The 18,718-nt window shown below is 61.0% G+C and carries 27 protein-coding genes, 1 tRNA gene and 1 pseudogene; 18 read left to right on the top strand and 11 right to left on the bottom strand.

The window, feature by feature from the left end; genetic code table 11:
- Positions 1-94: 94 nt before the first annotated feature.
- Entirely contained in the window at positions 95-889 is a 795-nt protein-coding gene (locus tag JOE66_RS07760; RefSeq protein WP_205108270.1) for a transglutaminase-like domain-containing protein, read from the bottom strand.
- 64 nt (positions 890-953) lie between these two features.
- On the opposite strand from JOE66_RS07760, the gene JOE66_RS07755 reads away from it, so the two are divergent.
- The 6 genes from JOE66_RS07755 to JOE66_RS07730 all read left to right on the top strand — a co-directional run bounded on the left by JOE66_RS07755 (position 954) and on the right by JOE66_RS07730 (position 3,752).
- A tRNA-Arg gene (locus JOE66_RS07755) sits at positions 954-1,028 on the top strand.
- Between the two features lie 150 nt (positions 1,029-1,178).
- Positions 1,179-1,754, top strand: coding sequence for a helix-turn-helix domain-containing protein (locus JOE66_RS07750; protein ID WP_205108268.1), 576 nt, complete (start codon positions 1,179-1,181; stop codon positions 1,752-1,754).
- Positions 1,754-2,326 (top strand): DUF6036 family nucleotidyltransferase, encoded by a 573-nt coding sequence (locus JOE66_RS07745; RefSeq protein ID WP_205108266.1) that lies wholly within the window; start codon positions 1,754-1,756, stop codon positions 2,324-2,326. Before JOE66_RS07750 ends, JOE66_RS07745 begins: the two co-directional genes overlap by 1 nt.
- Positions 2,327-2,620: 294 nt before the next feature.
- Positions 2,621-2,872 (top strand): type II toxin-antitoxin system Phd/YefM family antitoxin, encoded by a 252-nt coding sequence (locus JOE66_RS07740; RefSeq protein WP_205108264.1) that lies wholly within the window; start codon positions 2,621-2,623, stop codon positions 2,870-2,872.
- Positions 2,869-3,129 carry a Txe/YoeB family addiction module toxin gene (locus tag JOE66_RS07735; RefSeq protein ID WP_307827108.1) on the top strand — a complete coding sequence of 87 codons (261 nt, stop codon included), beginning with the start codon at positions 2,869-2,871 and terminating at the stop codon, positions 3,127-3,129. The genes JOE66_RS07740 and JOE66_RS07735 overlap by 4 nt, the downstream gene beginning before the upstream one ends.
- A 98-nt stretch (positions 3,130-3,227) precedes the next feature.
- Positions 3,228-3,752: a hypothetical protein gene (locus JOE66_RS07730; protein ID WP_205108262.1), complete on the top strand. Its 525-nt coding sequence runs from the start codon at positions 3,228-3,230 to the stop codon at positions 3,750-3,752.
- A 61-nt stretch (positions 3,753-3,813) separates the two neighbouring features.
- On the opposite strand, the gene JOE66_RS07725 is transcribed toward JOE66_RS07730, so the two are convergent.
- From JOE66_RS07725 to JOE66_RS07715, 3 genes are all read right to left on the bottom strand, one after another.
- Positions 3,814-4,224 carry a hypothetical protein gene (locus JOE66_RS07725; RefSeq protein ID WP_205108260.1) on the bottom strand — a complete coding sequence of 137 codons (411 nt, stop codon included), beginning with the start codon at positions 4,222-4,224 and terminating at the stop codon, positions 3,814-3,816.
- A gap of 47 nt (positions 4,225-4,271) precedes the next feature.
- Positions 4,272-4,763 (bottom strand): hypothetical protein, encoded by a 492-nt coding sequence (locus JOE66_RS07720; protein ID WP_205108258.1) that lies wholly within the window; start codon positions 4,761-4,763, stop codon positions 4,272-4,274.
- 199 nt (positions 4,764-4,962) lie between these two features.
- Positions 4,963-5,754, bottom strand: coding sequence for a barstar family protein (locus JOE66_RS07715; protein ID WP_205108256.1), 792 nt, complete (start codon positions 5,752-5,754; stop codon positions 4,963-4,965).
- Between the two features lie 111 nt (positions 5,755-5,865).
- Here JOE66_RS07715 and JOE66_RS07710 point away from each other — a divergent pair, with 111 nt between their 5' ends.
- The 5 genes from JOE66_RS07710 to JOE66_RS07690 all read left to right on the top strand — a co-directional run bounded on the left by JOE66_RS07710 (position 5,866) and on the right by JOE66_RS07690 (position 9,559).
- Positions 5,866-6,258, top strand: coding sequence for a hypothetical protein (locus JOE66_RS07710; protein WP_205108254.1), 393 nt, complete (start codon positions 5,866-5,868; stop codon positions 6,256-6,258).
- Between the two features lie 103 nt (positions 6,259-6,361).
- Positions 6,362-6,934 (top strand): hypothetical protein, encoded by a 573-nt coding sequence (locus JOE66_RS07705; RefSeq protein ID WP_205108252.1) that lies wholly within the window; start codon positions 6,362-6,364, stop codon positions 6,932-6,934.
- 113 nt (positions 6,935-7,047) lie between these two features.
- Positions 7,048-7,668: a hypothetical protein gene (locus tag JOE66_RS07700; RefSeq protein ID WP_205108251.1), complete on the top strand. Its 621-nt coding sequence runs from the start codon at positions 7,048-7,050 to the stop codon at positions 7,666-7,668.
- A gap of 821 nt (positions 7,669-8,489) precedes the next feature.
- Entirely contained in the window at positions 8,490-9,038 is a 549-nt protein-coding gene (locus JOE66_RS07695; RefSeq protein ID WP_205108250.1) for an allene oxide cyclase barrel-like domain-containing protein, read from the top strand.
- A gap of 26 nt (positions 9,039-9,064) precedes the next feature.
- A complete protein-coding gene (locus JOE66_RS07690) occupies positions 9,065-9,559 on the top strand; it encodes an Hcp family type VI secretion system effector (RefSeq protein ID WP_205108248.1) in 495 nt (164 codons plus the stop codon).
- A gap of 148 nt (positions 9,560-9,707) precedes the next feature.
- Here JOE66_RS07690 and JOE66_RS07685 read toward each other — a convergent pair whose 3' ends face one another.
- Positions 9,708-10,388: an SDR family NAD(P)-dependent oxidoreductase gene (locus JOE66_RS07685; RefSeq protein ID WP_205108246.1), complete on the bottom strand. Its 681-nt coding sequence runs from the start codon at positions 10,386-10,388 to the stop codon at positions 9,708-9,710.
- Positions 10,389-10,473: 85 nt separating this feature from the next.
- On the opposite strand from JOE66_RS07685, the gene JOE66_RS07680 reads away from it, so the two are divergent.
- The 4 genes from JOE66_RS07680 (at position 10,474) to JOE66_RS07665 (ending at position 13,013) form a co-directional block, all read left to right on the top strand.
- Positions 10,474-11,304, top strand: a complete 831-nt coding sequence (locus JOE66_RS07680) for a helix-turn-helix transcriptional regulator (RefSeq protein ID WP_205108244.1) — start codon at positions 10,474-10,476, stop codon at positions 11,302-11,304.
- An 83-nt stretch (positions 11,305-11,387) separates the two neighbouring features.
- Complete coding sequence (locus JOE66_RS07675) at positions 11,388-11,882, top strand: DUF2510 domain-containing protein (protein WP_205108231.1); 495 nt, start codon at positions 11,388-11,390, stop codon at positions 11,880-11,882.
- A complete protein-coding gene (locus tag JOE66_RS07670; protein ID WP_205108229.1) occupies positions 11,879-12,202 on the top strand; it encodes a DUF4190 domain-containing protein in 324 nt (107 codons plus the stop codon). The genes JOE66_RS07675 and JOE66_RS07670 overlap by 4 nt, the downstream gene beginning before the upstream one ends.
- Positions 12,203-12,497: 295 nt before the next feature.
- Positions 12,498-13,013 carry a hypothetical protein gene (locus JOE66_RS07665; protein ID WP_205108227.1) on the top strand — a complete coding sequence of 172 codons (516 nt, stop codon included), beginning with the start codon at positions 12,498-12,500 and terminating at the stop codon, positions 13,011-13,013.
- Between the two features lie 76 nt (positions 13,014-13,089).
- On the opposite strand, the gene JOE66_RS07660 is transcribed toward JOE66_RS07665, so the two are convergent.
- Positions 13,090-13,383 (bottom strand): DUF4190 domain-containing protein, encoded by a 294-nt coding sequence (locus JOE66_RS07660; protein WP_205108225.1) that lies wholly within the window; start codon positions 13,381-13,383, stop codon positions 13,090-13,092.
- 59 nt (positions 13,384-13,442) lie between these two features.
- Between JOE66_RS07660 and JOE66_RS07655 the strand changes: the two genes are divergently transcribed.
- The gene (locus JOE66_RS07655; RefSeq protein WP_205108222.1) at positions 13,443-13,838 is read left to right on the top strand and encodes a DUF4190 domain-containing protein; all 396 of its coding nucleotides are present in this window, start codon (positions 13,443-13,445) and stop codon (positions 13,836-13,838) included.
- A 178-nt stretch (positions 13,839-14,016) separates the two neighbouring features.
- Positions 14,017-14,217 (top strand): annotated as a pseudogene (locus JOE66_RS17815) (aquaporin); the annotation flags it as partial.
- Between the two features lie 140 nt (positions 14,218-14,357).
- Here the strand turns inward: JOE66_RS17815 and JOE66_RS17220 are convergent.
- From JOE66_RS17220 to JOE66_RS07630, 5 genes are all read right to left on the bottom strand, one after another.
- Positions 14,358-14,567 (bottom strand): hypothetical protein, encoded by a 210-nt coding sequence (locus JOE66_RS17220; RefSeq protein ID WP_239518252.1) that lies wholly within the window; start codon positions 14,565-14,567, stop codon positions 14,358-14,360.
- Positions 14,568-14,619: 52 nt separating this feature from the next.
- On the bottom strand, positions 14,620-15,297 hold the full coding sequence (locus tag JOE66_RS07645; protein WP_205108218.1) for an endonuclease/exonuclease/phosphatase family protein: 678 nt from the start codon (positions 15,295-15,297) through the stop codon (positions 14,620-14,622).
- 147 nt (positions 15,298-15,444) lie between these two features.
- Entirely contained in the window at positions 15,445-17,427 is a 1,983-nt protein-coding gene (locus tag JOE66_RS07640) for an LGFP repeat-containing protein (protein WP_205108216.1), read from the bottom strand.
- Between the two features lie 119 nt (positions 17,428-17,546).
- Complete coding sequence (locus tag JOE66_RS07635; RefSeq protein WP_205108214.1) at positions 17,547-17,807, bottom strand: Rossmann-fold NAD(P)-binding domain-containing protein; 261 nt, start codon at positions 17,805-17,807, stop codon at positions 17,547-17,549.
- Complete coding sequence (locus JOE66_RS07630) at positions 17,807-18,007, bottom strand: NAD-dependent epimerase/dehydratase family protein (RefSeq protein ID WP_205108212.1); 201 nt, start codon at positions 18,005-18,007, stop codon at positions 17,807-17,809. The genes JOE66_RS07635 and JOE66_RS07630 overlap by 1 nt, the downstream gene beginning before the upstream one ends.
- An 82-nt stretch (positions 18,008-18,089) precedes the next feature.
- Between JOE66_RS07630 and JOE66_RS07625 the strand changes: the two genes are divergently transcribed.
- Entirely contained in the window at positions 18,090-18,668 is a 579-nt protein-coding gene (locus JOE66_RS07625; protein ID WP_205108210.1) for a TetR/AcrR family transcriptional regulator, read from the top strand.
- Positions 18,669-18,718 lie beyond the last annotated feature (50 nt).

The following is an 18,718-nucleotide window of genomic DNA, read 5'->3' as shown; positions in this document are numbered from 1 at the left end:
GAACGCGCCTGATCGACTTTCCCGAAACTGTCGATGGCTGCGGCGCGTCCCGACAGTTTCGGGAAAGTCGATCGCAAAGAGAGGAGCGGAGTAGCTAGTGCAGCTGCACGAGCTCGCGGGTGTCGTCGAAGGGCAGCGTCTCCGCGGTCGCCGTCACCTCGAGCGCCGTCAGGGCGAGCCAGCCGCCGTGGTTGCTGAGGAAGGCGGTGTCTGCCGCATCACGGCCGGTCGCGATGCGCACCAGGCTCTGGCGCGGTGCCAGCGCCGTCGCATCGACCACGTACCACTGGCCGTCCACGTAGGCCTCGGCCACCGCGTGGAAATCCATCGGGTCGAGCCCGGGCGCGTACACCGAGACGAGCCGTGCAGGAACATCAAGTGCACGCAGCAACGCCACCACTAGGTGCGCGTAGTCGCGGCACACGCCCTGGCGTGAGAGCAGCGTGCGCACGGCGCCATCGGTCGGTAGGCTCGAACCCGGCACGTAACTCAGCTTGTCGCCCACCCACGAACTGACGCTGTCGAGCAGCAGCCGGCCCTTGAGCCCACTGAACTCAGAGAGCGCGGTCGGCAGCAGAATGTCTGATTCGCAGTACCGGCTCGGCCGGAGGTACGTGATGAGGTCGTTCTTCGAGATCGGCATGGGGCCTGCATCACCGTCGACGACAGCCCGGTAGTTGAGGGTCAAAGTGCCGGCCTGGGCGTCGAACTCGTGCAGCCGCGTGCCATGCACGTCGAGCACATCGATCGGGGTGAGTGGATGCCCGTTGTAGAGATATTCGACCGACTCACTCACCACGGTCGACCCTGCGGCGACAGCTATCGAGAAGACGAGGTTTGCGGGGGCGTCGATGACACATTCGATGTGGGCACTGACCGTTCTCTGCATACTCTCGATCCTGCCACGAATCGCACCGCCCATTTCTCGGTGATAGCCTAGACACCGCACTCCTGGCCCCATAGCTCAGGGGATAGAGCACTGCCCTCCGGAGGCAGGGGCCGCAGTTCGAATCTGCGTGGGGCCACCAGCGGCGCTGCCGCACCAGCATTGGGATCGAAGGCTACCGTTCCTTTCGCGCTTCAGCCGCACCTTCTGCACGTGGCAACATCTTCGAGACATTCGATTTCGCGATGGCATTGCTCCGCTACACTTTTACTACTTAGTAAAGAGGTGAGATGTGTCAGCACGAGTTCTTGCCCGTTCGGCCCGGGCGGCCAGCGGGCTCACACAGGGTGAACTGGCCACCCGTTCCGGAATTGCAGGGTCGTCTCTGTCTCTCATAGAACACGGAAAGCGCGAACCCACAGTCGCCACGCTTGACACGCTCTTGCGCGCGACGGGTCAGACCGTCGTCAGTATCCCTACCGTGCGCAGCGACGCAGCGCGCATAGCGTATGAAATCAGTGTGGCGCTCATTGGGTCAGACGACGCCTCAGCGTTTCGTCGCTTCTTGCAACTGGCAGACAACCTCGCCGCTGAACAGGGAGCAACCAAGGTCGGCCTTACACTCACCGAGCCGGCTCCGACGGGCTTCGATCACTGGGATGCCGCGATCGCAGCACTCTGTGAATTTCGCCTGCGCGCCAGCGACCTACCGATCCCGGGCTGGGTCACCACGAGACTCGGAGACCACGAGGCGCAGTGGGCTCCTCGCACCAGTGACTACGACGTTCCCGTCGATAGGACGCATGTTCCTGAAGCGTTTCTCCGACGCGGCATCCTGATCGAAGCGGCAACTTTGGAGAGCATCTAGTGCCCGGTGATCAACTCGACCGCGACGACCTCATCCGCGGGATAAATGGGGTCATCGAAAAACTCCGCGCGCTTGGCCAGCCCGCCGGAATCCGCATCGTCGGTGGCGCCGCACTCGCGCTTCGCTATTTCGATCGCCGAACAACTGCTGACGTCGACGCAGTTCTGCAGCCGGAGCAACCTATCATCGATGCCGCCGTTGAAGTCGCGGATGTGAATGGCTGGCCTCACGACTGGCTCAACAGCAATGCCTCCATGTTCGTCCCGGCTTATGGCGCCGACCCGGAATGGGAGGTTCTCTACTCGAACGAGGACATCACGGTAGAAGTAGCCTCGCCCCGTGCGCTGCTCGCTATGAAACTCAACGCTTCACGGCCAGGTCGAGACGTGCAAGACATCGCAAATTTGCTCGCGATCTGCGACGTTCGTGACCTCCATGCTGCGGAAGATGTACTGAACGACTTCTTTCCGGGCGACGGACTGCCGGACAAGGCCCTCCGCCTCCTGGTTCCGATCTTCGAGCAGGGACTCCCTGTGGCTCCCGCATCGCCTCCCCCAGCAATCTTCGGATGAGCACCTCCAACGCGCCGACCATGCTTCAAAATATTCCGCCGCTCTCACCCGTTGGTGTGGCGACATTTTGGCAACAGGTGATCAAAAGGTCTTTGAGCATGCTCAGATCGCCGGAATTCCGCCGGATTTGCCGCTCGAATTGGCGCGAAACTGCCCATTGAGCGCCGGCGCATCGGGCAGCCGGTGTGCGGTCGCCGAAATCGGCTGGCAGGCATTCTGCTGACAATCCTCCGAGTGAAGATTCCAACGACCAACCTAAGTGGTACGTTATCAAGTACTACTTAGGAGGCTACGATGTCTGCCATTTCCGCGACTGAAGCGCGTAAGAGCCTGTTCGGGCTCATCCAGCAGGTCAATGATGATCACACCACCATCGAGGTCGTGTCTCGGCACGGAAACGTCGTCATCCTGTCGAAAGAGGACTACGACGCGATGACAGAGACTGCCTACCTGCTTCGGAACCCGGCAAACGCCGACCGGCTGCTCGCCGCAATCGAGCGGGCCCGTCGCGGCGAGTTCGAAAAGCATGACCTTCTTGACGCGTGACCCGTTCGATCGTCTTCGACCCGAACGGGTGGGAAGACTACGTCTACTGGCAGACCCAGGACCGCAAAACACTCAAACGCATCAACCAGCTGATCACTGACACGCTACGCGACCCGTTCAACGGCATCGGCAAACCCGAACCGCTCAGACACATACTGACCGGCTCATGGTCCCGACGGATCGACGACGCCAACAGACTGGTCTACTACGTCACCGACGAACACATCGTCATCTTGCAATGCCGAGAGCACTACTGAGCCAAAGGAGAGTTCCACACGACGCCCGTCATTCGGTCGTGAGACTGAGACACTGCGCCCAACCGCGTGGGAGGGTTGCTTGAAGGACGAAGGCATCGATGGCTCAGATTCAGAATGGCACACCCCAAGGGATACGGTTTGATCGTCGGACGACATACTTCTGGTGGGGCGAAGACAGTATGAGTGACGGCAGGGACTCGGTCGCCACCGCGCATGGACGTGTTGAGTTGTTTCGCTCCGCGGCAGAGTGTCAGGCGCGCGCTGATGCCGCAGGTTGGCATCAAGGTGACGCAGATACAAATGTTCTCGACGTCAATCCCGTTCAAGGTTGGCTCGGTCGCCGACGATTTGATCTAGACGTGGAAAGCGCCCTGAACATCTTGAACATTGCCTTGGACTTCTCCGCGGCGACGGGCGGCAGCTGGGATCCGCGCTGGGGTGCCGCCCAGAATGTTTACAGCAAGCTCGTCGCGCTCAACGTGCCCTACGCGTTCGATTCGCGGAGTTACAAGTCGAGTTGGTCCCCACGGGAAAACGTCGTTCTCCGGGCAGCACTTGGCCAGGCGGTCGCCCTACTTCGAAGAGAAACCCGAAACCTTGGTGCCGCCCAAGGTCACCAATAGAACCGCGGCACCAATGTTGGGTTGCGGCACGATTATGCCGGCAAGCGGAAAATTTTGATGTTCAACGATAGTTCTGAGCAAAGAACATGAAGTATACGCCCACACCTATTGTTGCGCCCGCGAGCCAGATCCCAACAAAAACGGAGAGTTCGAAGCCTACGTTGGGTTGATCGCTGAGGCGGGCAAGTTTGGCTGAAATTATCCAGACGGCGAATGTGGACGCCAGCTGGATCACGACACCGGCCAGAACGTAGATTAGTCCGCCGACGAGCTTTTGCTTTGCTTCGACGTCTGACGAACCGTCGTAATTTAGAAAGAGAAAAGACGAGAGGTAGCCCCACCCGATTAGAAGAGGCGGAAGTAGGCCCGCTCCGAACAGAGCCGTCAGCCACAGAGCTGTTTTCAGTGTCTTGATCTTGTCTGCGCGTTCATCGACGACGTCGGGGACGGCCGGGATGTACTTCGGAATCATCGTCTAACGTCCAGCTGACGCTGCGGCCATCTGGGGGCGACGATGCTTCACATGCATAGTTCAGTTGCACGCACGAAGTACGCTTTCGCGGCCGTGAATGCCGCCGCCCCGGTCGCTGACTCGTAGCCCGCTTTGAGTTGGTCCAGCTCGGCCGCTTGCTCTGCCGGCAGGATCGAATTGCACCGGGTTGTAATAGCTGCCGAGAAGTCTCTCAAACCTCCTGCATCGCTGATTTCTGCGCTAGCGGCGTCGATGCCGACTTCCGAGTTGGCAAGCGCCCAGAGCTGGTTCAGTGAAGCCTCCTGAGGAGTAAGTTGAATGTTGGTGTTCTGGTTGTAATCGCTCGGCAGAGGCGGGTCGGTAGGGCGGTTGGTTGTGCTGGGGACGGTGCGTACCACCCCTCCCGAACTATCTGGACTCGGGCGAGCAGATTGTTCCGCCACCGCCTGATCCTGGGCGCTTGAGCTAGCAGCGCACCCAGCGAGAAGCAGCGATCCGACCAACGCCGCGACAGCGACGCCTCTCTTGAACTGGTACATGATGCCCCCCCTTGATGATCGGCATCAACCAACTCCGATGGCGCTATTTTCCGGCGTCGACGAACCGTTCGAGGTTCAGCCTGCCCTCAACCACGGCCGAAAGATAGTCGTCATCTCGGTGGACGAGATCAAAATCCACGCCCGCGTCCGGATTAGACGTTGTTCCGTTGGACGTCCCATTCCGGGCTAAGGAAGATGGCTATTCGAGCACGAGGTTGATTCCCGCGTCGTCGAATAATGAAACGATCACGTCGAAGATGGTTTGACCGAGGCCAAGCTCAGCGAACAACAGCTGCTCCCGATCGAGCCGACGATTCACAAACGTAGCCCGGGCCGTCGCGGCCTTCATCGAACGCACAGTCTCCTCGAACCCGAGCGACGCGCGTGCTACATCTGAATGAGTCCACCGGAATTGGATCTCTTCGTCAACGGAACCCATACCGCCACCAAGGCAGTCGTTCAATCCATCCAACGATCCGCCGAAGTATCCGCCTGGTCCGTTCACAGCCTCCCCTACAGCTCGATAGAACGCGGCCTCGGACTCGATGCCGCGACCGTCGATGACATACGTTTCGACTGCGGTCTGCGACAACTCGTGAGGAGACCGAAGCGGTTGCGCAATAACTTGGACATTCGGTGGAGTCTCGACCAGGCGCTTCGGTTCGACTAAGAATCCGTCACCGTCCGGATCTAGTTGCAGGATCGAGTCAGGTGAAGCTTCAAAGACCAAAGCCTCGAGTAGGCGCACGCTGAGGGCTGATGCTGCGTCGAGAAAATCCGAGCGATTACCCATCAGTTTGGAATGGTTCTGAAGCAGCACCTGCGAATCGATTCCCACCCTGACCTGCGTACCGGGTAAGCCGTAAATGTGCGCAGTCAACGATGGCGGATCATAGACAACCGCGTCCACATCACCTTGCCCGCGCAGAAAATCCAGAAAATGCGAGACAACATCGTCGCGCTTCGCCAGCCCATTCTCTTCAATCGCCACACCGAAAACCTACACAGCTCGCGCGAGACTCGCTCATCGGGACAACATCCCAGTGGGCGTCCGGCTTACGAATTGACTGAATACTCCGCGGCCAGGTGCAAAAATCAGGGCATGACGATGAAAACACAGCCCGAGGAAGATGATGAGACGACATATGTGATTGTCAGCCTGACCATTCATTCGGCCCATCCCATCGCAGCACTGTCCGTCTTCTCTGAGGATGGCCCTACATCCTCCCCCAGCGACGAGCATCACTATGAAGTACACCGTGCTAGCTTCTCCGAGGCTGACTGGTCGGTCCGAGCGGAGCGGCTCGACAAGGCAGTCAATGAGGCGCTCGACAAACTGGACCAGACGGGACTAGACACCGCGGAGCTCCATCACCCAGCCGTGTTCGTGCGTGCGTTCTTCACTTTCGGACGTGGGGCCGAAACTCTTAGTGCAGAGATGGTGGGCCGCCTCGCCCGCGTTCATGCGACGATCTGGATCGACGCGAACGGGTGACCGCCAGTTCTTCAGATCCCACCGCTCGACGTCCGTTGGAGGTCCCTGGCGGGGCAGATTCGCTGCCTTGGTCACAGCTCCAATGTGGCGATAACCTCCCTTCATGAGTGTGCAGAAATACCTCGTCGTTTGGGACTACGGCGTCGGGGGTATCTGGCGGGCCGTGTATGCCGAATCCGCCGCCGCGATTACGGACCTGTATCCAGAACTTGACGTCGTAGACGAGAACGCTCTCCCTAACTGGATGACCCACGCCCAGTACATCGAGTGGCGGGACCGCAGGCCCGACCTCGCGGAATCACTCGACGAGGATCCGAGGCACCTGCTCGCGCTAATCCTCGAGCAACGACACGTCGACAGTGCAAGAGTCGGCCAAATCCGACCGGTCTTCACGGTCGGGTACGACGACGACACGTCGTCGAGATGGACCTGGTTGAGAGCCAACACCGAAGTACAGATCCGAACGCTGTTCCCTGAACTCAAGATCCGACACGGTCGCGACGATGAATGGTTTTCCGAACACAAAGCCCTCGGTCTGTTTGATGCCGAGCTGCACGACATTGATGACCCAGACGATCAATTCCTCGACGGCGTCCGACGAGTTCCGGCACTAGCAAACCAAGCTCCCCTCAGGCCTGTCACGGCAACCCCACGATCAGGTGTCTCGTCCCGCTGAATGCCCGGCTTGGGACATGGTTCGAATTGTTCGGGCAGACGGTACGGTGATCAAATGCGACAGGTCGGACCCGCCAATGAGCTCTCAGGAGCTTCCTCTCGCCGGATGACGGTATGAAGGTCGCGGAGTGGAAACGCCTTGTTCGTGCCGCTCTGTCTAACGACCCAGGACACGCGTTTCGGGAACAGCTTTGCTATGCGACACCCGTAGGGCAGGTCCTATTCGGCGTTGCGATGGACACATCTCGCGATCCGCAGTTCATCTATATCGCGCGAATTGCGATGCCTCTTTTCATCCCCACCCACGCAATTCACGGCGGGGTTCGAGCCGTGGGAGACGAATCGGAACGCATATCGATCGAACGAGACGACATCGAGCGAATCGTGGCCAACGTCTGGGCTTCGCGGAAGACCGAGAAGTGGGAACTGACGCACCTCGTCCGAGACGGAGATGGATCGAAGAACCGGTTGCGGGCCGAGGCGGCCGCCTACGCTGCGCTTCTTCTTGGTAGGCCTCGTCTCGGGCTTCGAATACTGCGCACCGCACTACACACGCCGAGCGACGACGACCGTCCGTTCCTCATTGCATCTTCGGATCGGATGACCGCTATCCGCTCCCTGATGGAAGCTCGTAGAGCTGAGGAAGCAACGGCCCAGTTGGGAAGATGGCGCGCCGAATCGCTGGCAGCCCTCGGTATCCAAGAGCACGGCTCTCCGCCCCAAATGACCACCTAGCCAGTGAGGAGGGTACTCGGCATCGGCGATCCAGAACAGCAAGCCAGCTTTCCCGCCGAATCATCTGGTTCGTCTAGGCTCCAATCCATGGCCCTCTTCCGTCGCCGCGCTACACCGCCGCAAATGACACGGGCTGATGTTCGCATGAACGCGCGACTGCAGCCCAAACACCGAATAGAGATCTACGAGCGACCGCTCGAGGTCCTACTCGCAGATGTGGCACCCGGAAGCGAAATCACTGGAGGCGGATCGATGATCAGCCCCGACGAAGGCATCATCCATTGCGACCTCGAGCTGAGCCTGACCGGGGACCCAGCCAGCACGATCGAAACCGTGATTGAAGCGCTAGGAGCCTACGGAGCCCCCATCGGTTCTTGGGCACAGATAGGCCAAGAACCAAAAATCCCTCACTGACAGTCCCAGCACGGTATCGCGACACAGCCGGCTCAAAGCCCGTGAGATGTCTCCCGGTGAGCGTCACCATCTGAAACTCGACCGGGCAGCTTCAGGCGCTGTCCCCCCAGATCAGAAACGCGGGAGCGTGGTTCGCAGAAGTAGATCGGTAACCCGATCGCTTCGGTTACGACATCGTCTCTACGCTGGCGAACGTGCGCTTTGCCACCCCGACATCCAATGCCAGCATCGGCATCGCTGCGCGCGTGCTTCTCACCGTCACGCCTTGATTCTCGCCCGTTATACCCCCTGAACGGGAGTCTGTACTTGATGACGCTGTAACCATACAGTTGACAGGCTCGGGGGTTCCGGGGGCGGGCCGCCTGATCATCGGGCGCACTTCAAGTGAATACAAAAGGATCATCGTCATGGATGATGTCGCCCGCAATCCCTCCGAGCCAAAAGCGGGCGTCAGCCGCCGGTATGTCGTGGCCGCCGCCACTGCCGCCTTCGCACTCGCCGGAGCCGTTCTTCCGATGCCTGCGCCGGCTCAGGCCGCTGAGATCACACCGGCACCGACGCGCAAACCCGTCGTGCTCAGCTTCACCGTGGCGGCCCTCCGCCAGCTCGGCGGCTACAAAGCGGTAGCCATCGATGACCGAACGACCGTCGTCGGAGAGCTGGTGGGAGATGGTGGCGCGGTCACCTCAGGGACGATTCACGGCTCCGGCACCGTGCTCTCTCTTCCTCAGCGCGGCGACAACAGTCACGCCAGCTTCACCACGCAGCTGTTGAGCTTCTCCGACGGCAGCGACACCATCACCGCGACCGGTCTGCTTCGTCACGACGGCACCGGCACTTTCACCATCACCGGTGGCTCAGGGCAGTACAGCGGCGCTACCGGCAGCTACACGGCGGTGCTGCATCCGAATACCGGCGGCTCTGGCACCGGCACACTCACCATCACGCTCAACTGACCCTCGAAGCCGCAGGAGACAACTCAATGGCACTAGACATGTTCATCAACATGGGCAAAACGATCGTCGGCGAATCAGCTGACAAAGTTCAGGGCCCGTTGGGCGACATCGACGTGCTGTCATGGGGCTGGGGCATGTCACAGTCGGGCACCACCCACATGGGTTCCGGCGGAGGAGCGGGCAAAGCCAGCTTTCAAGACCTGTCGTTCACCAAGTACGTCGACTCAGCCAGCACCGCACTCATGATCTCCTTGGCCAAGGGAACTCATGTGCCCACAGCGACACTGCTGGTGCGCAAGGCCGGTGCGGCGCCACTGAAGTACATCACCATCACCCTCACCGACGTGCTCGTAACCTCGGTGACAATGGCTGGCAGCGGTGGAGAAGATCGCTTCACCGAAAACGTCACGTTGAATTTCGGCAAGGTGAAATACGCGTACTTCCAGCAAAGCAAAACCGGTGCGGCGCCGACCGAGAAGGACTTCTCGTGGGACATCGTCGGCAACGTAGCGGCTTCGTAGAGACGCTGCGCGAGCACCCTCAGGCGGGCGGGGCCTGTCGCGGCGAGATGCCGCTCAGCGGGGCGTCGTGGCGGATAGCCCTACGTCACCAGAACGACCGAGATGATCATCAGGAGAAACCAGGACACGAGCTTGGCGGCCGACACGGTCAGTAGGCGATGATGCCGGTTCGGTCGCTGAAGGTGCCGGTGGGGCCGTCGGCGTCGATCGTTGCCATAGCGAAGACTGCGTCGGTTCCCTCGGCCACTGTCTGGCTTCCGCTGTTGCCGTTCAGGTCGGTGGCGGTGTAACCAGGGTCGATGGAGTTGACACGCATTTCCGGAAGCAGTTTTGCGTATTGCAGGGTCAGCATGATCACCGCGGATTTCGAGGTCGCGTAGCCGAGGCTCGAGATCTTCGACTCGATGCGATCAGGGTCGGTGGTGAATCGCGGAAATCCGAGCCCGCTGGCAACGTTCACGATGACCGGGTTGGCCGACGCTTTCAGCAGTGGTAGCACTGCGTTCGTCACTCGCACGATCGAGTACACATTGGTGTTCATCACTTCGGCGAGGTCGTCGGCGACGAAGTCGTCGGCACCCGAGCGGGAACCGATGATGCCGGCATTGTTGATGAGTACGTCAAGGGCAGGCAACGATCCGACAGCGGCGGCGACCGATAGTTCGTCGGTTACGTCGAGTTGAACGACGTGGGCGCCGAGCGCTTTGACGTTGTCGCCCTTCGTTGTGTCGCGCATTCCGGCGTACACCGTGTGGCCGGCTTCGATGAGGCGTCGGGCGGTTTCCAGTCCAAGGCCTTTGTTGGCCCCTGTGATGAGTGTTGTTGTCATGGTTTCAGCCTGCGCGCTGACCTGCCGAACTTGATGGCACCAGCAGTACCACCCGCATCCTTTCGAACAAGGGGAAAATAGGGTCATGTCTGAAATCGGATCGGCGCTGCGCGCCTGGCGGGATCGGGTGTCGCCGATCGAAGCGGGACTTCCGGTTGGTGGAGATCGCAGATCACCGGGGTTACGCCGAGAAGAGTTGGCGATGCTGGCCGGCATCAGCGTCGATTACATCGTTCGCCTGGAACAAGGTCGGGCGCTGCATCCGTCAGCGCAGGTGCTCACGGCATTGGCCCGCGCCCTGCGATTGACCGAGCTGGAGCGTGATCACCTTTTTCGGGTCGGCGGGGTAGCAGTTCCGCTGAAGACGATGGTGCCCAACCTCGTCACGCCGGGCGTCCAACACATCGTCGATCGTCTGGGCGAAGTTCCCGTTGCCGTGTTCTCCGCAGCCTGGGACACGCTGCTCGTGAACGACCTTTGGGTCACCCTCTTTGGCGACACTGCTGCGCGGGGAAGCCGCGCCGGGAATCTTCTGTGGCGTCGATTCACCGGAGCCCCACTCGCGGTCACTCACAGCGCGGAACACGGCGAACAGTTTCGTCGTGATCTCGTCGCTGACGTGCACGTCGCGTCTGCCAGGTACCCTGACGACGTGGCGCTCGGGCTGCTCATCGCCGACCTGCTGGAGCAGTCCGAGGAGTTCGCGGAACTATGGGGTTCGGCGACCTTCGGCGAGCACCGCGAGTCGCGAAAGACCGTCGAGAACACCCTCGCCGGATCGATCACGTTCGACTGCGACGTGCTCTCAGCGCCCGGCAGCGACCTCAAGATCGTCGTGTACACCGTTGTGCCGGGGTCGATCGACGCCGACAAACTGGATCTCCTCCGCGTCAGCGCCATCAGAACGTTCGGCTGACTGTTTGCTCGCAGTTCGGCGGATGGAGCGATGTTGAGACTAGGCTGCGCTGATTCAATACAAAGAAATGCCATACTCGTGCCATGACGATGCCCTCCCAGTCGGTCGATTCGAGCGCCACGCAGGTGAAGCCGGGCTGGTACGAAGACCCTGAGGGAACCGGCCAAGATCGGTGGTGGGTCGGGTCCCTCTGGACAGACCAGTTCCACAAGGCCCCGCGAAAGTCGATGTACGGCCCTGGCTACGCGCGCTCGATGCGCCCCGGATTGCATCGCCCGGCGAGGATTGCATTGGTGGCCTCCACCATCGGCGTCGTGTTGTTCTTGGCGTTTTTCCTTGTCGTCGCGGTCTTCGGCAATCAGCTCAACCACACTGCCCGTGTAGGGATGCTCGGATTTCTGGTCCTGTCGTTCGGGCTCGGCTGCATAGCGGTCATCTACGGCTCGATCGGGGCCGCCCGCTCGGCACAACTTGGTGGTCTCGTGGCATCCATCCGCGCAATATGCGGCGGGGGCGTGACATTGCTCGTGTCTGGATTTTTGGTTGCCTCTGCACTGGTGACTTTGATGCACGCATGAGCCTCGAAATCGGGCCTGAAGACGGGCGCCCCACGTCGATGCCACCCCCGTCGGCGTCCACGATTGACCCGCGATACTTGCCTCCACCGCAGCTTGCACCAACTCCGCAGACAAATCTCTTTGCGACTTTGGCCCTCGTCGGATTTCTTGTGGCCGGCGTCATACCGGGCCTGATTCTGGGTCACATCGCGCTCTCCCAGATCAAACGAACCAAGCAACTCGGCCGAGGCCGTGCACTCGCGGTTGTGACGCTCTCTTACTGCGTCCTCGGCCTGGTTGTCATCGTGCTCACCCTCAGCGTGTTCGCTGGCCGACGCTAGAGAAGCACTTACGTGGACTATTTCGTGATTCCGGCCGGCAACAGATGAACCTGACGAATGTCCTGCTACTCATATGGGGACTACTTGGGACTCTTGCTGGCTTGGTGCTGCTCATCGTCAGAGCCATCCGAATTCGACGAGCGGCCGTGCACGAGAAAGCGGCAGGCCAGGATGACGACTCGCACACTGCTCGGATTCCCTCCGCCCGTCTCCGGGGCGCGGGTCTCGGGGCTTTGAGTTCGGGAGTCCTGATCGCGGCTCTCGCGCTCTTTCGCCAAGGTACGGGGACGGGGTAGTGGCTCGTCGCCTGATTCCTGGGCCCACTGCCGAACAACTCGGCGAGGCCACAAGAAAAGTCGCTCTCGATGCCTGGATATTCGCCGGCGTGATGTTCCTGGGCTTCGGCCTCAACCTCCAAGACCATCGCCCAGTGGGCTTCCTGATCTTGTGCGTGTATCTCGGTGGTTTCATTGCGTTCTCTATGGCATTCAGCACTCTGCGAATCATCTTCTCGTACCGTGTCGCGAGCGAAGTCGGATTTGGATACACGACGCTCCCGCAGCAAAACCAACAGGTCGAGCAGTTGGCTTCGGAAACCGGCCGCACTATTCGCGCGGCGGGCGAACCGTTCCTCGATAAAGAAACACTTCACTATCGCATCGCCTCCGGGTACGACCTATCTGATGACGCCGGTGGTCCGTTCAGGTTCCCCAAGCAAAAAAGTCGCTGGTCTACCTGGCAAAATGCTTCGTTCGCCGTCTCCGGCTTGGGCGTGATTGCCACTCTGCTCGTTCGATTTGTCTTTACCTAACAGGGTGAGAACACCTGCAACGATGCAGGCAGTGACCGGCTTGAGCCGATCCGCCGAGGCAATGGGGCGCAACGAGTTATCGGCCGTGAGCAAAGGCCTGAACGAACAGGGAAATCCAGGTGGCGAAGAACATGAGCTGGAAGATGACGAATATCCAGCCCAGCGCAAGCGCGGCAACGACCAGCTTGTGGCCGCCTTGCTTGGTCTTTCTGATCTCTGATCGCGCCACATAGCCGAGAACGATTCCGGCGACAGGCACGACGAACACCAAGACAAATGCGACGATGGCGAGGGTATTGGTGACGGGATATCTACCCGAAGCGGAGTACTCGACTGGCGCGGCGGGTGCCGGTCTCACGTCATCGCTCATGAGGTAACACTAGAGGCAACGACACCGTGCGACCCGCAGGAATGCGCTACGTTGTGCTGATGACCGACACTGAGCACAGTCATGGAGACCCGACCACTCCGACCGGCGAAGCGATTCCCTCACAGGCTTTCAGCGCCGCACCCCAGAACCCTGGACGTGTCCTCGGCATCGTCGGTTTCGTGTTGTCGTTCTTCTTCTTTCTCAACATTGCGGGCCTCGTCCTCAGCATCATTGGTTTGGTCAAGTCAAGACGCGCTCGACTTCGCAATGGCCTCGCGGTCGCCGGAATCATCATTGCCAGCGTCGGGATCATCATCACGATCGTCGTCGGTGGCTTCACCGTCCCGCTACTCGTCGACGCCGGGCAAACGTGCACCAGGCTCGGCACCGGCGTACATCACGTCGGAAATGCCACCTATACCTGCACGCCCACGTCGTTCAGAGTGACGTACTAAAGACCTCCCCCACCTCGCATTAGGTGCCGTGCGGGGTCTGTCTTGTGGTCATTGTTGACACTCGAGTTTCCGAAGGTCCTGTTCGCGCAGTTCTCTCGGATGTGCTGCACGGTCGCATGCGGCATGCGCCAGCGAGTCTTGCGAAGTCTGTCGAAGACTTTCACGACTCCTTACAGGAATGGCGTCGAATGTTTTCTCCGAACTGCTCGGCACTTTCTTCCTTGTGCTGGTAGCGGCCGGCGGAGGCATGATCAGCCAGGCGTTCCCGAACACCATCACCAGAACCGACGTCGTTGTTGCGCCCGCGCTGATGGTGCTCGCGATCATCCTCTTCGTGGGAAAGGTATCGGGTGCGCATATGAATCCGGCCGTGAGTATTGCCTTCCCGCTGCGCGGCGCCTTCCCGTGGGCACGCGTGCCGGGATACGTATTCATGCAGCCACAGCGTCGGGCGAAGTCGCAAACCCGGACCAGCTGTGACGTGCCGGCCCGGAAGGGGATCATTGCGCAGGCGAGGCGTCAGCGTTTCTGCTGGGGTCGTCGAAGGCCGAGCAGAATCAAGACGATTCCGACCGCCGCGACGATGACTCCGATGTACAACCACATGCGGTCACCGGTCATCGAACTGCCGGGAATGAGATTCGCGCCCTGCCCCGCAAACACAACGCCCACGATGAGAGCGATCGCGCCGACTATGACCAGTACTGTCCGGCTACCACGCTTTTTCATGATCTCAACCTAGCCCCAGACCCGCTGATGGCCCCACGGCTGGTTCGCTGATTCAGCGGGAGTACTCGAAGGTGAAGAGCACCGGCCGGTGATCTGATGCTCCTCGTGGTAGCACCTCGGCGTGGCTGACATCGAACCCGGAGATGGTGGCAAGGTCGAACTTGCCTCGCACGAGGCTTCGGTTCTTGTGGAATGTGCTGGTGGCTGTGCGCGCGACCGTGAACCCGCGACGTTTGAGGTGGCGGTGGAGCATGCTGAGCAGGATGGGATGGTTGAAGTCACCGGCCATCACCGTGGGTAGGCCGGGCCCCAGCTTGCGGAGAGCTTCGTGTGCGTCGTCGACCTGAAGGCGTCGGAACGCGTTGGAGTCCGTGAAGGGCGTGCCGTGGAATGACCCCAAGACCAAGCGCCGCCCGGTCTGCCGGTCGTGCACACGCGCGGTGACCAGTCGGTGATCGGTTCCGCCGACGAGTCGGTCATGCCGCGAGATTGACAGCTTCACCTTCGCTGCTGCCTCAACAGTGAAGCGTTCGGAGCGTACATAGAGCGCCACAGCCAGACGGTTGCCTGTCGTACCGGATGCCAGCGTCAGGCCACCGAGTCGTTCCGGCAGGCCCGATGAGTAGGCTTCCTGAACGCAGAGCACGTCGGGAGAGTATGTCGTGGCGAGAGGTTCCAGTTCGCGTTGGGCACGACCGTGCCACAAGTTGTAGCTGAGCACTTTCAACACAGCGAATTTCCTGCCCATCCTGGCCCTGCTGGCACATCTATACCCCCGCGCGCACGTCGGGCTCCTCCGAGCGTACGACACGCCAACGTTCGAAACCCCCGAGTCGCCTGACCGGCTCGGGGAACACTGCTATGGAATCTACCCTCGCTAAAACAAGCCCATCCGCAAATCGTCGGTGATGTATCGGTCGAATGGATCATCGAAACCCAGCGGCCACGGTCCGGTGCGGTCTGCGGAATAGTGCCTTCCGTACCAATCACTGACGATCGATGCTTGGGCTTCCAACCCCATCGTGGTGTAGTCAAAGTCAGCGGTTTCCGGATAGTTGTACGACGCTTTTCCTTCGACGCAGGCGGAGATGCCCTTGCCGAGGTACGAAAGTCCCATCTTGTCGTGGTGCGCCTGGCAGGCATGCACGAGTTCGTGCACGAAAGTTTCACCGTAGGTCCTCGGCTTCGGACGCGTCGTGTGGTACTCACGCGGATCGGGGAAGCCGGAGCGCCCCATGTTGAGGGTGATCTTGCCGTCAAACCTGGGGAAGGTGAACGCGCGATCATCCACGCCCGACCAGTCGGTGACCCTCAGCAACTCGCGCGGCGGCAGAGCTCCCTTGAACACGGTGTCATTCGCCCAGTCGTACTGCTCTTGTGTCACCTCGGACTCCTGGCTGCCGGCCTCAATGAGTCCCTGCGCGCCTAGCGAAACCAGGCACCCCAGGGGCCCGGCCATCCAGTACATGTCGCTGATGATCTGCGCACCAGGGAGGAGCGATCCGGTGGCCGCCAGGCTGCCAACCTCGACGCCGACAAACATCAGGACGATCGTGCCGGCTCCCGCTGTGTAGGCAACCACGGCCTTGATCGCCCAGCCGGCGATAGTTTCCAGTACTCCCGCGATCCCGCTCTCGTATTCGGTCGCGGTCTCGAGCTTCGACCCGCGGAGCAGCTCCAGCAGAGCGGATCCGTCGGGATCCAATGACGGGATGAGCTCGCTCCAGTCATCGTTGCGTGAACCCGAATGAAAGGTGCCGTAGACGCTGCCCGAGTGCCCCACCACGATCGTAGGGGCGTCGGGATGCGGTGAGCGAACGAGAGCTCGAACGGCGTAGTCGTAGTTGTCGGCACCGCTGTTGTGCGCGTGACCCGACCATTGCACCGACCCATCCGGGTTGACCTGCACCGTGACCCGCCCGCCCAGTGCAGCCGCCCCGCCAGATCGAATGGATCCGGTGGCAACGACAGGTGCCGTGGTGCCAGGCGGATCCGGCGGCCAGACGATCTTGCCGTTCTCGAACAATTGCTCGACACCCGGTTTGTCGACTCGATCGTTCTGCGGCCCCACCGGGTAGCCGAATTCACCGGCCTCGCGACCACGCCGCATCCATTCAGCCTGGATGTCGCCGGTTACCTCCCACGCGCCGAACTCGGGCGTCCAGTACAGCAGTGGTCCAGGTGTGCGGGTGCCGTCGGCCTGCAGTGTTGCAAGTTCGACGCGCTGGCCACGACCGTCTGGCAGTGCTTGCTGATCAGCTACCGGGTAGCCGTATCGGTCAAAGCCGAGTTCTGCCCAGCGCTCAGAGATCTCCCCGTGCAGCATTGCGGCCCCGACCGAGGGATGCCAGGACATCCAGCCACGCTGGAATTCCTGGCGCCAGCCGAGGGCGTCGATGGTGGTGCCGGCGGTATCGACCGGCAACCCCACCGGGCTCGACTCCCATCCGGAGTTCGACCAGTGCTGCCATATCTCGCCGTCGATCTCACACGCGGGACCATCGGTTGTGACGCAGAGAGCGAACTCCTCGCTGGGGTTCCCGGTGGGATCCAGCCCGCGGAGGCGTGTAATTGAACCACTACCGTCTGCCACTGACCGCTGATCTTCGATGGGGAACGCCGAGTATTGGAACCGGGTCCTCTCCAGCCAGCGAACGCTGATGGTGCCGAACAGCACGTGAGCGCTGAACTGTTCCTGCCAAGCGATGGAGCCTCCACGAAATCTCTGCAGCGCCCCGTTGAAGCCGGCGTCTTCCGGGGCCGATTCGGCTGGACCGAGGGTTCCCGCCTCGCCCCCGAGTTCGCGCCATTTCGCAGCGATCGCGTCTGACCCTGGCACGTTCACGGCGGGTATAGACATCACAGTTCCTTACTCCCGAAGCAGGCTGAGAACATCATCGTGACACGAGCGACACGACTGCAACAAGGGACTGAGGGAACAGCAGGCAGGGTTAGGGCCACGAAAGTTGTGGCGCCCTCCTAGGCCGGATAGTGGCCAGCCTTCAGATCATCCATCAGGCTCGGGTGCGTGGGATTCCAACCGTAGGTCTCGCGAGTCCAGGCGCTGGTGGCGGGCTGGTCGATGGAGAAGATCATGCCAAGCGCGCCAAATGCTTGTGCCGGTACTTCTTGCACCGGCAGATCGAGCTGTTCGCCGATGATCGTCGCGAGCTCGAGCATGCTGTCACCCTCGCTGCTGACGGCGTTGACGGAGGCCCCGGGCTCACCCTTTTCGATCATCAGTCGGAAAAGAGAAGCGGCATCGCGACGATGCACTGCAGGCCAGCGCTGGCTGCCGTCTCCCACATATGCGGACATGCCCGACTGACGGGAGACTCCTTCGATCGGGCGAGCCCGAGAACGTCGTGCCCGTGGGCGACCAGCTCTTCTACGACGGCCGATCCGATTGTGCCGGATGCACCGGTGACGAAAACGCGCATGAGAGACTCCTTAATGATGCGACTTGTGTCCCATCACTGTATCACCGTGATGGGACACAAGTCGCGTCGATATGATTGGGTCATGTCTCGATGGGAACCGGATGCACGCGAGCGCTTCGTCGCTGCCGCCCTCGAGTTGTTCACCGACCAGGGTTACGACGAGACGACCGTGGCACAGATCGCCGAGCGCGCCGGCCTGACCAAGAGCACCTTCTTTCGGCACTTCAGCGACAAGCGCGAGGTGCTTGCGGCTGGGCAAGAGACGCTGTCGCGCCTCTTCACGGAGGGAATCGCCACCGCGCCCATCGGAGCGAGCCCGCTTTCGGCCGTGGCCGCGGGCTTGGACAACGCCGCTTCTGCCATGACACCGTTCAACCGCGAGCTGGCCCCACGCCTTGAGGCCGTCATCGCTACCAGTAGAGAGCTACAAGAGCGCGCTGCGCTCAAGCAGGTTGGTATGGCGTTGGCCATGGCGGATGCCCTCCGCGCCCGCGGCGTCGACAGCCAGGTCGCATCGACGGCGGCAGAGCTCGGAGTACTGGCGTTCAAGGAAGCGTTCGCCGTGTGGATCGCGGACGGGCCGGACGGTGAGGCCGACCTCGGTACCCTGCTTCGCGACGCCCTCGAACGGCTGCGCTCCGCGGTCGCACAGCTGGGCTGATCACGCGGAAGTGACGGTGGTAACCCGCGAGCACTGCCCGAAGCGCCAAA

It is taken from the genome of Subtercola frigoramans (genome assembly GCF_016907385.1).
GTDB lineage: Bacteria > Actinomycetota > Actinomycetes > Actinomycetales > Microbacteriaceae > Subtercola > Subtercola frigoramans.
The sequence above is the reverse complement of the archived record's forward strand: the minus strand, read 5'-3'. Positions and strand labels throughout refer to the sequence as shown.